Consider the following 15,366-nt stretch of genomic DNA (forward strand, 5'->3'; position numbering starts at 1 on the left):
TTACTTATTGCGTTGGTCGTCCACCGTTACGCCCTGCGGCGGGGTAAAGGTGAATTTCGATGCATCAATGGCGCCGTTTTGCTGAGACTTCAACTGATAGCTGCTGCGCTGATCGTCCTGCTCAACCGCGCCGAACTGATTGATGGTACCGTTGCTGCTCACGTTAATGGTGAACTGCTTCAGATTACCGTTGCTGCCTTTTGGCGTCAGGACGAACTCATCACCGTTTTGTTTGATGTTGTAATGCTGCCAGTCGCTGGACTGGTTACGGGCAATGAGCATAAACGGCGTATTGCTGGTCGCGTCTTTGAGCCAGGTGGCGGTCGCCTGCTCAACAAACGGATTGTAGAACCACAGGGTTTTACCGTCAGACACCAGAACGCTTTCATCCGGCTGGGTCATGTGCCAGTTGAACAGATTTGGGCGTTTTACCCACAAATCTCCCTGGCCTTCCTGCACCGCGTTGCCGCTGCCGTCAGTCACTTTTTGCGTGAAGCTGGCGTGGAAACTGCTCACTTTATCCAGTCGGCTTTTAAGGTCGCTGGCTGCATCAGCCCAGACGCTGCTGGCAACAAAACTGGAGAGTAATGCACAGGCGATGGCGATTTTTTTCATTGTTATTCCTTAAAATACGTCTTCCCGATATGGGGGTTCCGTTTCTATTCTGTACCTGCCCGAAGGCAGGCGACAGAAGAATATGCTTAATTTTTGCTGATTTACCCTTCTTTGCAATCGCTGAAGATTACTCAAAAGGCGGTGGCGCCAGCACCTCACGGTTACCGTTGTGCCCCTGTTCGCTCACGATGCCCTGGGCTTCCATCTGCTCAATGATACGCGCCGCGCGGTTGTAACCGATACGGAACTGGCGCTGCACGCCGGAGATGGACGCTTTGCGTTTTTCGGTGACGAAATTAACCGCCTGGTCGAATAACGGATCCAGCTCTTCGCCGCCGTCAAAACCACCGCCGCCACCTTCGTTTTCGCTGTCAGAGGTGATGCCGTCAACATATTGCGGTCGCCCGCGCGCTTTCCAGTCCTGCACAACCGCGTGCACTTCCTGGTCGCGAACAAACGCACCGTGAACACGCACCGGCGAGGTGGAGTTCGGCCCGGAATAGAGCATATCACCCATCCCCAGCAGCGACTCTGCTCCGCCCTGGTCAAGGATAGTACGGGAGTCAATTTTACTCGACACGGTAAACGCGATACGGGTCGGGATGTTTGCCTTAATAAGACCGGTGATTACATCCACGGACGGACGCTGCGTTGCCAGTACCAGGTGGATGCCCGCCGCACGCGCTTTCTGTGCCAGACGCGCAATCAGCTCTTCCACTTTCTTGCCAACGGTCATCATCAGGTCGGCAAATTCATCCACCAGCACCACGATGTAAGGCAGTTTTTCCAGCACCGGATGCTGGGCATCCATGCTGTCACCCGGCTTCCAGTATGGGTCCGGAATCGGACGGCCCATACGCGCCGCCTCGGCGATTTTCTCGTTATAACCGGCCAGGTTACGCACGCCCAGCGCCGACATCAGCTTGTAGCGACGCTCCATTTCATTGACGCTCCAGCGTAATGCGTTGGCGGCGTCCTTCATGTCGGTAACCACTTCCGTTAACAGGTGCGGAATGCCTTCGTAGACGGACAGTTCGAGCATTTTTGGGTCGATCATGATGAAACGCACGTCTTCAGGCTGCGCTTTGTAGAGCATACTGAGGATCATGGCGTTCACCCCGACCGATTTACCCGAGCCTGTTGTACCCGCAACCAGCAGGTGCGGCATCTTCGCGAGATCGGCAACCACCGGATCGCCTGCGATATCTTTACCCAACACCACGGTCAGCGGAGACGGGTTGTCGCGGAATTTGGTGTTGTCCAGAACTTCACGCAGATAAACGGTCTGGCGTTTCTTGTTTGGCAGCTCAAGGCCAACGTAAGGCTTGCCTGGGATCACTTCCACCACGCGTACCGCCACGGTGGACAGAGAACGCGCCAGGTCGCGGGAGAGGTTAGAAATACGCGCCGCTTTTACGCCCGGTGCCAGGTTCAGTTCGAAACGGGTGATCACCGGGCCCGGTGAGTAGTTCACCACGTCCGCTTTAATGCGGAAGTCAGCCAGACGCGCTTCCACCAGACGGGCCATCTGCTCAAGGGCAAAGGTATCCACCGGCTCGACTTCCGCTGGCGGTGGCGTTAACAGATCCAGCGACGGCAGCGGCGTACTTGGTCGTTGCAGCGGTCGGCTGTCTCCGTTACGCATCAGCAGCGGGTGAATCAGGCTCTCCTGCGGCTGTGGTGCTGGCTGCTGGAACTGTGGCTGAGGCGGTGGAGAAGGTGTCTGCGGCTGCGCATACGCCTGCGGCGCCGGCTGTTGCGGCTGCACGTAAGCCTGTGGTGCAGGCGGCTGACGCACCGGCTCCGCTTCCGGCATTACGCTCGGCGTGAACAGCGGTTCGCTTGGGCCATCATCCACCAGATCTTTCATTGGTGAGAATTCGAAATCCGACAGCGAGAACGGGTTTGCCCCCGAAGGTTGCTCACCGGAATAACGCTGCTGCTGCGTTGCTGCAAACTGGCGCGCCAGCTCCGCTTCGGCCGCATCATCGTCGTCCTGCTGTGAAGGCACGTGATGCTGTGAAGGCACGTCATGCTGATACTCTTCGCCGTAACGCTGATTCTGCTGGGCAGCAAACTGACGCGCAAGCTCATCCTGATGCAGTTCGTCGGCATCATCTTCGTACTCGGACTCACGGGCTTTTTCTTCAGCCATACGCTGGGAAGGCAGTTTAATGCCATAAGAGGCCAGCTCCCGGCGAGTCGGTACGCGCACGCGGTTAGGGCGCGGCAGCTGTGGACCAATGCCCTCTTTCACCTGAGGACGCGGGGCGCTGTCGGTTGCCGGGCTGAATAGCGGAGCGGACGCGGCAGCGGCTGCCGTTGCCTGCTTCACGGCTTCAGCACCCGACGCGACGGCTGACGTAGGTTCTACAGGTGGAACGCTTACAGTAGGCGCTTTTGCAATGGGCTCCTGTACCGGCTCGGGCACGGGCTGATACCAGGCGGCAAGCTGCTCGCGCTCACGGGCGCGGCGCTCTTCCACTTCTTCAAAATAGTATAATGGCGGACGGGATGGCTTCGCTTCCTCCACCACTTCGGGTTCAGACACCGGTGCAACGTATGGCTGTTCAGGTACAGCGGGTTCGGGCGTATAAGCCTGATACGGTTGTTGCGGCACGCTGGCAGGCTCAGGCGGCTGATACGTTTGCTGCCACTGTTCCTGCTGCACAGGAATATAACTTTCAGGCTCAGGTGCAATGGTCGGTTCAGGCGTATGGACGCCTGGCGCAGTCTGCCAGTCTACCTGCGGTTGCTGGATCGCGGACTCCGGTGCCGGAACAGGCGAGGACGGCATCACGGCTTCAACAGGCGCAACATGGGCCTGCGCAGCCGTCGTTGCGGCAGCAGCAGCGGCTACCGGTTCAGTCACGGAGTGGCCATTCAGCAGCGGATCGTATTCGTCATACTCTCCCGGCGTGGCTCGATGGCCAGAGAACAGTACGTCATCAGGGTCGACGGCCGCACCGCGATACTCAATCTGCTCGTCTTCATCCATACGTTTGCCGGAGAACAGCGCGGCATCCGTTTTACGGCCTAACGGGTTAGCAAATTTTTCAGCGACGCGCTGGCGGCGCGCCAGAGCACCGCGCAGAATACGCGCGCGGCGAGATTCACGCCGCTGTACAGGCGCCTCGTCTTCCTCTTCGTACTCATCTTCATACTCGTCTTCATCGACCCACGTATCGTCACGACGGGTACGGTTGCTGGCGAACGTCAGCAGCGTCAGAATAAAGCTGCCGATCTTCTCAGCAATGCTCACCCAGGACCAGCCGGTAAACAGCGTCAGGCCCGCCGCCCAGATACAGAGCAGCGCCAGCGTGCCGCCGCTGCTATGAAGCATCGGTTGCAGCGCGGAGCTCAACAGGCTGCCGATCACCCCGCCGGAGGCGAAGTACCAGATATCATCAGCGTTGATCGCCGCCAGCCCACAGGAGGTGAGGATCAGCGCCAGGGCGCCAATCAGGCGCAGCGAAACGGCAAAATAATCGATGTAGTCGTCGTTCTGTCGATGACGCCAGGCAAACCAGCATCCGCCAATAATGATGACGGGAAGGGTATAAGCCATCACTCCGAAAATGAAAAAGAGCGTGTCCGCAAGCCAGGCACCGGGAACGCCACCTAAGTTATGAATAGGCTCATGCCATGCGGTTTGCGACCAGCTGGGATCTGAGGGGTTGAAACTGAGTAAGGCGGCCATCAGCCAGACGGCAAAAAGGGCAATAACAATCAGTAACGCCTCGAGGAGACGACGTCCGCTGCTTAGCTTAGATAATGTGACTTCTTTGTCTTCAGTGTATTCCTGGCTCAAGAAAGGCTCTCCAGGTATCAGGCATGTCCTGCCTGTGTGCTAAAACGGACAACAGCGCCGGGTATCCCCGGCACTGTTGCTGTATGGATTAACAGGAGTGTAATCAAACTACACTGATTTTGCACCTGTTCCGTGTTAGCGCGTCTTAATAACCAGACGATTGCTCTGTTTGACCTCTTCCATCACCACATAAGTACGGGTGTCGTTCACGCCTGGCAGACGCAGCAGGGTTTCACCCAGCAGCTTACGGTAGGCGGACATATCAGGTACACGGGTTTTTAACAGGTAGTCAAAATCACCGGAAACCAGATGACACTCTTGAATTTCTTCAAGTTTTTGTACAGCGGCGTTAAATTGCTCAAACACATCCGGCGCACCACGATTCAGAGTAATCTCAACAAATACCAGAAGTGAGGCATCCAGATAATGCGGGTTTAGCAGAGCCGTATAGCCCTGAATAAAACCCTGTCTTTCCAGTCGACGCACACGCTCAAGGCACGGCGTCGGGGAAAGTCCCACACGTTTTGAAAGCTCGACGTTGGAAATACGCCCATCCTTTTGCAATTCATTAAGAATGTTACGATCGATACGGTCGAGATCTTTGCCAGGGCGCTTCTTGCTATCTACCATTATTATTGTCTCTCTGTATTCCTTCCCTACTCCTGCCTGGACCCTGTGCACATCACTGTTCAGAGCCTGCACCCGTTATTCATCACATCGCCTGGTTATGTATTAGATGCGATGTGGATTCGGGTTCTGCGGTAAGAAGACCGTTGCCCGAAAGCAGTCACAGACATCACGTATGGCGTCTGTCCACACCATGCGTAGATTTCACTGACCCGGTAAAAATGGCATTTACGTGCATGTCTATTCGACATGCAGTTCATGCGTCTTTTTTTCTTCCTTGAATGTTTTCGCAAAAGCGCAGGGGATTGTCAAAGCAAAACATCGATTTTTAGTACAAGATGCCGGATATTCATTACGGGGGGGTATTAATCATCATTTTATTGCCTTATAAACGCGCGATTTTCAGTAGCAGACGTGATATGACCGTGTCTGATCCATAGGGCGTGACTATTGCATATATCGGAAGCAAAACTGTCGTGCTCTTTTTTTACGGCAACAAATTCCCTACAATCCAGCCCATTGCCTGCCAACAACAATGGGGATCTCATGGGCACGACCAAACACAGTAAGCTGCTAATCCTTGGTTCTGGACCTGCGGGATATACCGCAGCGGTCTATGCTGCACGCGCTAACCTGCAACCGGTACTGATTACCGGGATGGAAAAAGGCGGTCAGCTGACCACCACCACGGAAGTGGAAAACTGGCCGGGCGACCCGAACGACCTGACCGGGCCGCTGCTGATGGAGCGCATGCACGAGCATGCTGCTAAATTCGAAACCGAAATCCTGTTCGACCACATTAATAAAGTGGATTTGCAGAACCGTCCGTTCCGTCTGACCGGCGACAGCGGTGAATACACCTGCGATGCGCTGATCATCGCTACCGGTGCCTCTGCCCGTTATCTCGGTCTGCCGTCTGAAGAAGCATTCAAAGGGCGCGGCGTATCAGCCTGCGCGACCTGCGACGGTTTCTTCTATCGCAACCAGAAAGTTGCGGTGATCGGCGGCGGCAACACCGCTGTGGAAGAAGCGTTGTATCTGGCGAACATCGCCTCAGAAGTACACCTGATCCACCGTCGCGACACCTTCCGCGCCGAGAAGATCCTGATCAAACGCCTGATGGATAAAGTGGCGACCGGCAACATTGTGCTGCATACCAACCGTACGCTGGAAGAAGTGACCGGCGATCAGATGGGTGTGGCAGGTCTGCGAATTCGTGATACGCAGAACACCGACACCGTCGAAACGCTGGAGGTGGCAGGCCTGTTTGTGGCAATCGGTCACAGCCCGAACACGGCCATTTTCGAAGGCCAACTTGAGCTGGAGAACGGCTACATCAAAGTGCAGTCTGGCATTCACGGCAATGCCACGCAGACCAGCATCCCAGGCGTCTTCGCGGCTGGCGACGTGATGGACCATATTTATCGTCAGGCGATCACCTCTGCGGGCACCGGCTGTATGGCCGCGCTGGACGCAGAACGCTATCTGGACGGACTGGCAGAACAAGGTAAATAATCTTTACAAGTCAGTAACAAACGTAAATAAAGGCGGCCACTGGTCGCCTTTATTTTTGCTCACGTGTAACATGCAGATGTCTAATTTCTTATAACGTCACCTGCAAAGTACGCAATGGAAAAAACCCGTCAACAAGAGTTAACGCGCTGGCTGAAACAGCAAAGCGTTCTGTCCCGCCGCTGGCTGATGATCTCCCGCGTTCTGGGATTTATCAGCGGTCTGTTGATTGTTGCCCAGGCATGGCTGCTGGCCCGCATTCTCAATCATATGATCATGGAGAGCATCCCGCGCGAAGCGCTGCTGCTGCCGTTTATCGTTCTGGTGCTGGTTTTCGTCCTGCGTGCGTGGGTGGTCTGGCTGCGCGAGCGGGTTGGGTTCCATGCCGGCCAGCACATCCGCTATGAGATCCGCCGCAAAGTGCTCGACCGGCTTTCGGAAGCCGGGCCTGCGTGGATCCAGGGCAAACCGGCCGGTAGCTGGGCGACGCTGATCCTTGAGCAAATCGACGATATGCACGATTACTATGCGCGTTATCTTCCACAGATGGCGCTGGCAGTGTTTGTGCCTCTGATGATTGTTATCGCCATCTTCCCTGTTAACTGGGTAGCGGCTCTGATCCTGATGGGGACCGCCCCGCTCATCCCGCTGTTTATGGCGATGGTCGGCATGGGCGCGGCAGATGCCAACCGTCGCAACTTCCTTGCGCTGGGTCGGTTGAGCGGTCATTTCCTGGACCGTCTGCGCGGAATGGAAACCCTGCGGATCTTTGGTCGTGGTGAAGCGGAAACCGAAAACATTCGCCTGGCGTCGCAGGATTTTCGTCAGCGCACCATGGAAGTGTTGCGCATGGCCTTCCTTTCTTCCGGCGTGCTCGAGTTCTTTACCTCCCTGTCGATCGCGCTGGTGGCGGTTTACTTTGGCTTCTCATACCTCGGCGCGCTGGACTTTGGCCACTACGGTACGGCGGTCACGCTTTCCGCCGGGTTCCTGGCGCTGATCCTGGCCCCGGAATTTTTCCAGCCGCTTCGCGATCTCGGCACCTTTTACCATGCCAAAGCGCAGGCGGTGGGTGCTGCCGACAGCCTGAAAACCTTTATGGAAACGCCGCTGGCACATCCGGAGCGTGGTGAGGTGACGCTGAATACGAACGATCCGGTGACCATTGAAGCACAGGATTTTTCTGTTCTGTCGCCTGAAGGCAAAGTGCTGGCCGGCCCGCTGAACTTTACCCTGCCTGCCGGGCAACGTGTGGTGCTGGTGGGTACCAGCGGCTCAGGTAAAAGCTCATTGTTGAATGCGCTGTCAGGTTTTATGGCGTACACCGGATCGCTGCGTATCAACAAAACGGAGCTGCGCGAGCTCGATCCTGATGCCTGGCGTAAACAGCTAAGCTGGGTGGGTCAAAACCCTCAGCTGCCTGCCCCGACGCTGCGCGAGAATGTGCTGCTGGCAAGGCCGGATGCACGTGACGATGAGCTGCAATCGGTTCTCGACCGCGCCTGGGTCAGCGAGTTTTTGCCGCTGCTTGCGCAGGGTGTCGATACCGTCATTGGCGATCAGTCTGCCGGGCTGTCAGTGGGCCAGGCACAGCGCGTCGCGGTTGCCCGTGCGCTGCTGAACCCCTGTTCGTTAATGCTGCTGGACGAACCCGCCGCCAGCCTGGACGCTCACAGCGAGCAGCGCGTGATGGATGCGCTTAACGCAGCCTCACGCCAGCAAACTACCCTGATGGTGACCCACCAGCTGGAAGGTATTGCCGACTGGGATCAGATCTGGGTGATGGAAAACGGACACATTGTTGAGCAAGGCGATTACGCCGCGCTTGTTGCCGCGCAGGGGCCCTTTGCGACCCTGCTGGCGAACCGTCAGGAGGATATCTGATGCGCGCCCTGCTTCCCTATCTTGCTTTGTATAAACGCCACAAATGGATGCTGACGCTCGGGATCGTACTGGCGATTATCACTCTGCTCGCCAGCATCGGCCTGCTTACGCTTTCTGGCTGGTTCCTCTCCGCTTCTGCGGCCGCAGGCTTTGCCGGGCTATACAGCTTTAACTACATGCTGCCTGCCGCCGGGGTGCGCGGCACGGCGATTACGCGAACTGCCGGGCGCTACTTCGAACGCCTGGTCAGCCACGACGCGACCTTCCGCGTGCTGCAACACCTGCGTATTTATACGTTCAGCAAATTGCTGCCCCTCTCCCCTGCCGGGCTGGCACGTTTTCGGCAGGGCGAATTACTCAACCGCGTAGTTGCGGATGTGGATACGCTGGATCACCTCTATCTGCGCGTCATCTCGCCCATGGTGGGCGCGTTTGTGGTGATTGTCGTGGTCACGCTGGGGTTGAGTTTCCTGGATGTTCCCATCGCACTGACGCTCGGCGGCATCATGCTGATGACGCTGATTATTCTGCCGCCCCTGTTTTATCGTGCAGGTAAAACCACCGGGGAAAACCTGACGCGTCTGCGCGGGGAATACCGCCAGCAGCTCACCTCCTGGTTGCAGGGTCAGGCCGAGCTCACCATTTTTGGTGCCAGCAAGCGCTACCGCACCCGTATGGAAAATACGGAATTGAACTGGCATGAAGCCCAGCGTCGCCAGTCTGAACTGACCGCGTTTTCTCAGGCGATGATGATGTTAATCGGTGGGTTTGCCGTTATCGCCATGCTCTGGATGGCCTCCGGTGGCGTGGGCGGTAATCCGCAGCCTGGCCCGCTGATTGCGCTGTTTGTTTTCTGTGCCCTGGCAGCCTTCGAAGCCTTAGCCCCGGTCACCGGCGCCTTTCAGCATCTCGGCCAGGTGATTGCCTCTGCGCTGCGCATTACGGATATTGCAGAGCAGGAGCCGGAAGTGAAGTTCAGCGCGGGTCAAACCGCTGTGCCGGAGCAGGTCGCGCTGACGCTCAGCAACGTCACCTTCACCTACGACAAGCAGGCGCAAAACGCGCTGGAAGACATCAGCCTTTCTGTTGATGCCGGGCAGCGCATTGCGATCCTTGGCCGTACGGGATGTGGCAAATCGACGCTTCTGCAACTCCTCACGCGCGCCTGGGACCCGCAGCAGGGCGAGATTCGGTTTAACGACCTTCCGCTGTCTGATTATAGCGAAGCGGCCTTGCGTAAAACCGTCAGCGTCGTGCCCCAGCGTGTGCACCTGTTCAGCGCTACGCTGCGCGATAATCTTCTTCTGGCGGCACCGGACGCCTCTGACGATACGCTGCGGGCGATGCTGGAACAGGTTGGGCTGCACAAGCTGCTTGAGGACGACGGGTTGAACAGCTGGCTGGGTGAAGGGGGCCGACAGCTTTCCGGCGGCGAACTGCGTCGTCTGGCCATCGCGCGCGCCTTGCTGCACGATGCGCCGCTGATGTTGCTGGATGAACCGACAGAAGGTCTGGATGCGACAACCGAGAGTCAAATTCTTGATTTACTGACAAAGGTGATGAAAGGCAAAACCGTGCTGATGGTCACTCACCGCCTGCGCGGGCTGGTGAATTTCGATCGAATAATTGTGATGGACAACGGACACATAATTGAGCAAGGTAATCACGCAGAGCTGCTGGCAAAACAGGGTCGCTACTACCAGTTTAAACAGCGCCTGTAGACTATATTTGTAGCGTCCTCTCTCGCGTACTGGAGTTCTGTTGTCATGCGCCTGGTGCAGCTTTCTCGCCATAATATTGCGTTCCCTTCTCCGGAGGGGGCGCTGCGTGAACCTAACGGATTGCTGGCTTTGGGCGGCGATCTCAGCCCGGCGCGTCTCTTAATGGCTTACCAGCGCGGCATCTTCCCGTGGTTTTCTCCCGGCGACCCGATTTTATGGTGGTCTCCGGACCCGCGAGCCGTGCTGTGGCCCGGGCAGTTTCACCTGAGCCGCAGCATGAAACGTTTTCACGCAAATTCGCCCTATCGCGTCACGCTCAATCACGCCTTCGGGCAGGTAATCGAAGGCTGCGCTGAAGATCGTCATGAAGGCACCTGGATAACCCGCGATATCATTATCGCCTACCACCAGCTTCATGAGCTGGGCTACGCGCACTCCATCGAAGTATGGAAAGAGGATAACCTCGTTGGGGGGATGTACGGGGTGGCGCAGGGCACGCTGTTCTGCGGCGAGTCGATGTTCTCCCGCGCCACGAATGCGTCGAAAACCGCGCTGCTGGTTTTTAGCCAGGAATTTGCCCAACGCGGCGGACAACTGATGGATTGTCAGGTGCTGAATGAGCACACCGCCTCGCTCGGCGCGGTTGAAATTTCCCGCCGACGCTATATCGAACACCTTGAACAGTGCCGACTGGAGACTCTTCCGCGCGATTTTTGGGTTCCCAGAATGCTCTTTATGCCCAATGCCTAAATGTTTTCCGCATATTTTTTATGAGGGTGTTATAATTACGCCGCAGAGTAGCTTCTGCCTGTTGCCCCGCCGCCGTTTGGGACCCTCGCTTCAGATAACGTCCTGACGTTTATCCTGTCGTATCCCCTTTACGAATGCGCTTTCCGTTCGGTTGTACCGTGACGCTTGGGCAATACGCTGAAATTGTTTTGCTGCGTTTTAAACGCGCAATTCTTTACTTAATTGATGAATTTCGGCATTATCTTGCCGGTTCAAAACTTGGTAGTGATACCCCAGAGGATTAGATGGCCAAAGAAGACAATATTGAAATGCAGGGTACCGTACTTGATACGTTGCCTAATACCATGTTTCGCGTAGAACTGGAAAACGGTCACGTGGTAACTGCGCACATCTCCGGTAAAATGCGCAAAAACTATATCCGCATTTTGACGGGCGACAAAGTGACTGTTGAACTGACCCCGTACGACCTGAGCAAAGGCCGCATTGTCTTCCGTAGTCGCTAATTGTTTTCGCCTGTAATGGCAGATGAATATTTAAAAGGTCGGGACAATCCCGGCCTTTTTTATTTATGGCCTTAGTGTGGCTGTGTCGGCAGATGTATTGTCATGCACGGGTTCATGGGTACGATTAGATCTTCAGCTATCGCGTGGGTAATGTCATGCAACAGTCCCGTCAGGTGTGGCAACATATCGCGGTCAAAATGCGAAACCAGCAGCACGTGGTTTAACGCCCGGCAGTAGTCACATTTCGTTTCTGTATCTTCCAGCAACCACTCTTTTTGTCGCGGCTGTTCCGCTTCGTCCTCAAATTCCACCACCTGAAAATCACGCATGGATTCTGTGAGGCCGGATTTTACCTCTTCCAGATAAGCTCCGAGACAGCGGCAAACGGGCTGCGTTTGCGGGAGAGATTTGCAGTCGAGAAGGATTTCGGTGAGCAGCTTGCAGCGCTCGGCCAGGGTTGGGAGATCGGGGTTGAGGGAGAGTTCGGTGTAGAGCTGGGCGAAGCTATTAATATTAGTCATATGTAATCCTTTATGCACGCAAGATTGTCTGTGCACACACTTTCAGGACGCCAATCCCGGCACCCGATTTTGCAGGTGCGACACCATTTTATTACTGTAGATTTATCCAGCAACTGACTTCGAAAGAAACTGGAAAGCGCCTCGCAAAATTTCACTGCGGCCTGTTCCCCTCACCCTAGCCCTCTCCCCAAAGGGGCGAGGGGACTGTTCAGTGCAAACAGCCCACAGGCAGAGGGAGAAAGGCAGGCATAAAAAAACCGGGCTATTGCCCGGTTTTCAGACCTACGTTAGAAATCAGTGAGCCGCTTCCGGCTTGTGCTTCGCCGCACTTTGGAAATCGTACGTCAGCTCGTTCTTCGCCTGATCCAGCGCCACGGTCACCTGGCCGCCGTCAACCAGCGATCCAAACAGCAGTTCGTTCGCCAGCGGTTTCTTCAGGTTGTCCTGAATCACGCGCGCCATCGGACGGGCACCCATCGCACGGTCGTAGCCTTTCTCGGCCAGCCAGTTGCGGGCCTCCTGGCTCACTTCCAGCGACACGCCTTTCTGATCCAGCTGAACCTGCAGCTCGACGATGAACTTATCCACCACCTGATGAATCACCTCGGTAGACAGGTGATCGAACCAGATAATGTTGTCCAGACGGTTACGGAACTCCGGCGTGAAGATCTTCTTGATCTCCTCCATCGCATCGGTGCTGTTATCCTGATGGATCAGGCCGATGGATTTGCGCTCGGTTTCACGCACCCCGGCGTTGGTGGTCATCACCAGCACCACGTTGCGGAAATCGGCCTTGCGCCCGTTGTTATCGGTCAGCGTCCCGTTGTCCATCACCTGCAACAGGATGTTGAACACGTCCGGGTGCGCTTTCTCGATTTCATCGAGCAGCAGGACCGCGTGCGGATGCTTGATCACCGCGTCGGTGAGCAGGCCGCCCTGGTCAAAGCCCACGTAGCCCGGAGGCGCACCAATCAAACGGCTGACGGTGTGACGCTCCATATACTCGGACATATCAAAGCGCAACAGCTCAATGCCCAGCGCTTTGGAGAGCTGCACCGTTACCTCGGTTTTACCCACACCGGTCGGGCCGGCGAACAGGAAGGAACCGACAGGCTTGTGGTCATGCCCCAGGCCAGCACGGGCCATCTTGATCGCTTCGGTTAAGGCATCAATAGCTTTATCCTGACCAAAGACCAGCATTTTCAGGCGATTGCCGAGGGTGCGCAGCGTATCACGGTCGCTCTGAGAGACGCTCTTCTCAGGGATACGTGCGATACGGGCCACCACGGACTCGATATCCGCTACGTTCACGGTTTTCTTACGCTTGCTCGCTGGCATCAGGCGCGCACGCGCACCCGCTTCATCAATCACGTCGATCGCTTTATCCGGCAGATGACGATCGTTGATGTATTTCACCGCCAGCTCCACCGCCGCACGCACCGCTTTCGCGGTGTAACGCACGTCGTGGTGCGCTTCATACTTGGTTTTCAGGCCGTTGATGATCTGCACCGTTTCGTCAACCGACGGCTCGGTTACGTCGATTTTCTGGAAACGACGCGCCAGCGCACGATCCTTCTCAAAGATGTTGCTGAACTCCTGGTACGTCGTAGAGCCCATCACGCGGATCTTGCCGCTGGAGAGCAGCGGTTTGATCAGGTTGGCGGCATCTACCTGACCACCGGAAGCCGCGCCTGCGCCGATGATAGTGTGGATCTCATCGATAAACAGGATGCTGTTGGTGTCCTGCTCCAGCTGTTTTAACAGCGCTTTGAAACGTTTTTCAAAATCACCGCGGTATTTGGTGCCCGCCAGCAGCGAGCCGATATCCAGCGAGTAGATGGTGCAGTCGGCAATCACTTCCGGCACGTCGCCCTGCACAATGCGCCAGGCCAGACCTTCGGCAATCGCGGTTTTACCCACGCCAGATTCCCCCACCAGCAGCGGGTTATTCTTGCGGCGACGGCACAGCACCTGGATGGCACGCTCCAGCTCTTTGTCGCGGCCAATCAGCGGGTCGATACCGCCAACGCGAGCAAGCTGGTTAAGGTTGGTGGTGAAGTTTTCCATACGATCCTCCCCGCCTGCTTGCTCTTCATTGCTGTTGATCTGTCCGCTGGGATCCGATGCCTGGTTAGGCTCGTCTTTTCGCGTTCCGTGAGAGATGAAGTTGACCACGTCGAGCCGGCTGACTTCGTGTTTACGCAGCAGGTAGGCCGCCTGGGACTCCTGCTCACTGAAGATGGCGACCAGCACATTGGCGCCCGTCACTTCGCTACGTCCGGAAGACTGGACGTGGAAAACCGCGCGCTGCAGCACGCGCTGGAAGCTGAGCGTCGGCTGTGTGTCGCGCTCTTCTTCACTGGCTGGCAGCACCGGTGTGGTTTGTTCGATGAAGGCTTCGAGTTCCTGACGTAGCGCCACCAGATCCACGGAGCAGGCTTCCAGCGCTTCGCGGGCAGATGGGTTGCTAAGCAGTGCGAGCAGCAAATGCTCGACGGTCATAAACTCATGTCGGTGCTCACGCGCTCTGGCGAAAGCCATGTTTAAACTGAGTTCCAGTTCTTGATTGAGCATAGGCACCTCCCCCAATTTTATGCCTTATCAGGCCTTTTCCAGCGTACACAGCAACGGATGCTCGTTCTCCCTTGCATAGTCGTTCACCATCGCTACTTTGGTTTCCGCTACTTCGGCAGTAAAGATGCCGCAGATCGCTTTGCCACGATAATGAACGGTAAGCATCAGTTGCGTTGCACGTTCAACATCATAAGAAAAGAACTTTTGTAGCACGTCAATAACAAATTCCATCGGCGTGTAATCATCGTTCATTAACATAACTTTATACATAGATGGCGGTTTTAGCGCGTCGCGCACTTTATCTTCCGCCAGCTGGTCAAAATCCAGCCAATCGTTGGTCTTACCCATTATGCATAACCACTTTGAATCTACCTCAGATGTTAGATAACAATCATCTATTACTGTCATCCGCGATGTCTGTCACAAACTGTTGCAATAGCGTTAACTGCCTCAAATTTTGGTTGATTATTGTCCCAACTCCAGCGCCAAACGCTTGACGGCTTCTTCCGTTTCTCTAAATTGTACAAGCGTGAGTTGGCGAGGTTTTGAACAGCCCCCACTCCACCACCGGTTCATTCCATCTTAATTTATAAGATTTACGAAGGATGTCGAAGCATGGAAATGGGTACTGTTAAGTGGTTCAACAACGCCAAGGGGTTTGGCTTCATTTGCCCCGAAGGCGGCGGCGAGGATATCTTCGCTCACTATTCCACCATTCAGATGGATGGTTACAGGACGCTCAAAGCCGGGCAGTCCGTCCGGTTCGATGTACACCAGGGGCCAAAAGGCAATCATGCCAGTCTGATCGTCCCCGTTGAAGCAGAAGCGGTTGCATAGCTCTCTGATTC

General features: G+C 55.9%; 12 protein-coding genes. 6 read left to right on the forward strand and 6 right to left on the reverse strand.

Annotated elements, in window-relative coordinates; translation table 11 throughout:
* The 3 genes from lolA to lrp all read right to left on the reverse strand — a co-directional run bounded on the left by lolA (window position 1) and on the right by lrp (window position 5,056).
* The gene (lolA, locus tag ACOTXC_RS12410; RefSeq protein WP_108367356.1) at window positions 1-615 is read right to left on the reverse strand and encodes an outer membrane lipoprotein chaperone LolA; all 615 of its coding nucleotides are present in this window, start codon (window positions 613-615) and stop codon (window positions 1-3) included.
* Window positions 616-742: 127 nt separating this feature from the next.
* Window positions 743-4,426, reverse strand: coding sequence for a DNA translocase FtsK 4TM domain-containing protein (locus ACOTXC_RS12415; protein ID WP_108367355.1), 3,684 nt, complete (start codon window positions 4,424-4,426; stop codon window positions 743-745).
* Between the two features lie 135 nt (window positions 4,427-4,561).
* A complete protein-coding gene (gene lrp, locus ACOTXC_RS12420) occupies window positions 4,562-5,056 on the reverse strand; it encodes a leucine-responsive transcriptional regulator Lrp (protein ID WP_000228469.1) in 495 nt (164 codons plus the stop codon).
* A 543-nt stretch (window positions 5,057-5,599) separates the two neighbouring features.
* Between lrp and trxB the strand changes: the two genes are divergently transcribed.
* The 5 genes from trxB to infA all read left to right on the forward strand — a co-directional run bounded on the left by trxB (window position 5,600) and on the right by infA (window position 11,423).
* Window positions 5,600-6,568: a thioredoxin-disulfide reductase gene (gene trxB, locus ACOTXC_RS12425; protein ID WP_421767717.1), complete on the forward strand. Its 969-nt coding sequence runs from the start codon at window positions 5,600-5,602 to the stop codon at window positions 6,566-6,568.
* Between the two features lie 114 nt (window positions 6,569-6,682).
* A complete protein-coding gene (cydD, locus tag ACOTXC_RS12430) occupies window positions 6,683-8,449 on the forward strand; it encodes a heme ABC transporter permease/ATP-binding protein CydD (RefSeq protein WP_032624541.1) in 1,767 nt (588 codons plus the stop codon).
* The gene (gene cydC / locus ACOTXC_RS12435) at window positions 8,449-10,170 is read left to right on the forward strand and encodes a heme ABC transporter ATP-binding protein/permease CydC (protein ID WP_421767718.1); all 1,722 of its coding nucleotides are present in this window, start codon (window positions 8,449-8,451) and stop codon (window positions 10,168-10,170) included. The genes cydD and cydC overlap by 1 nt, the downstream gene beginning before the upstream one ends.
* A gap of 45 nt (window positions 10,171-10,215) precedes the next feature.
* Window positions 10,216-10,920, forward strand: a complete 705-nt coding sequence (gene aat, locus ACOTXC_RS12440; RefSeq protein WP_058676868.1) for a leucyl/phenylalanyl-tRNA--protein transferase — start codon at window positions 10,216-10,218, stop codon at window positions 10,918-10,920.
* 284 nt (window positions 10,921-11,204) lie between these two features.
* Window positions 11,205-11,423 carry a translation initiation factor IF-1 gene (gene infA / locus ACOTXC_RS12445; protein ID WP_002211347.1) on the forward strand — a complete coding sequence of 73 codons (219 nt, stop codon included), beginning with the start codon at window positions 11,205-11,207 and terminating at the stop codon, window positions 11,421-11,423.
* Between the two features lie 71 nt (window positions 11,424-11,494).
* On the opposite strand, the gene ACOTXC_RS12450 is transcribed toward infA, so the two are convergent.
* The 3 genes from ACOTXC_RS12450 to clpS form a co-directional block, all read right to left on the reverse strand.
* Entirely contained in the window at window positions 11,495-11,944 is a 450-nt protein-coding gene (locus ACOTXC_RS12450; RefSeq protein WP_045309092.1) for a hypothetical protein, read from the reverse strand.
* 294 nt (window positions 11,945-12,238) lie between these two features.
* Window positions 12,239-14,518: an ATP-dependent Clp protease ATP-binding subunit ClpA gene (gene clpA, locus ACOTXC_RS12455; protein ID WP_032624545.1), complete on the reverse strand. Its 2,280-nt coding sequence runs from the start codon at window positions 14,516-14,518 to the stop codon at window positions 12,239-12,241.
* A gap of 27 nt (window positions 14,519-14,545) precedes the next feature.
* On the reverse strand, window positions 14,546-14,866 hold the full coding sequence (gene clpS / locus ACOTXC_RS12460; protein WP_006174393.1) for an ATP-dependent Clp protease adapter ClpS: 321 nt from the start codon (window positions 14,864-14,866) through the stop codon (window positions 14,546-14,548).
* A 267-nt stretch (window positions 14,867-15,133) separates the two neighbouring features.
* On the opposite strand from clpS, the gene cspD reads away from it, so the two are divergent.
* Window positions 15,134-15,355 carry a cold shock-like protein CspD gene (cspD, locus tag ACOTXC_RS12465; RefSeq protein ID WP_006174390.1) on the forward strand — a complete coding sequence of 74 codons (222 nt, stop codon included), beginning with the start codon at window positions 15,134-15,136 and terminating at the stop codon, window positions 15,353-15,355.
* Window positions 15,356-15,366 lie beyond the last annotated feature (11 nt).

It is taken from the genome of Enterobacter cloacae complex sp. IR5428 (genome assembly GCF_049238585.1).
GTDB lineage: Bacteria > Pseudomonadota > Gammaproteobacteria > Enterobacterales > Enterobacteriaceae > Enterobacter > Enterobacter intestinihominis.

Coding starts and splice junctions, on each gene's coding strand:
- cydD (WP_032624541.1), top strand. CDS start 6,683: ATGGAAAAAACCCGTCAACAAGAGTTAACGCGCTGGCTGAAACAGCAA.
- lrp (WP_000228469.1), bottom strand. CDS start 5,056: ATGGTAGATAGCAAGAAGCGCCCTGGCAAAGATCTCGACCGTATCGAT.
- clpS (WP_006174393.1), bottom strand. CDS start 14,866: ATGGGTAAGACCAACGATTGGCTGGATTTTGACCAGCTGGCGGAAGAT.
- ACOTXC_RS12450 (WP_045309092.1), bottom strand. CDS start 11,944: ATGACTAATATTAATAGCTTCGCCCAGCTCTACACCGAACTCTCCCTC.
- lolA (WP_108367356.1), bottom strand. CDS start 615: ATGAAAAAAATCGCCATCGCCTGTGCATTACTCTCCAGTTTTGTTGCC.
- aat (WP_058676868.1), top strand. CDS start 10,216: ATGCGCCTGGTGCAGCTTTCTCGCCATAATATTGCGTTCCCTTCTCCG.
- clpA (WP_032624545.1), bottom strand. CDS start 14,518: ATGCTCAATCAAGAACTGGAACTCAGTTTAAACATGGCTTTCGCCAGA.
- trxB (WP_421767717.1), top strand. CDS start 5,600: ATGGGCACGACCAAACACAGTAAGCTGCTAATCCTTGGTTCTGGACCT.
- infA (WP_002211347.1), top strand. CDS start 11,205: ATGGCCAAAGAAGACAATATTGAAATGCAGGGTACCGTACTTGATACG.
- cspD (WP_006174390.1), top strand. CDS start 15,134: ATGGAAATGGGTACTGTTAAGTGGTTCAACAACGCCAAGGGGTTTGGC.
- cydC (WP_421767718.1), top strand. CDS start 8,449: ATGCGCGCCCTGCTTCCCTATCTTGCTTTGTATAAACGCCACAAATGG.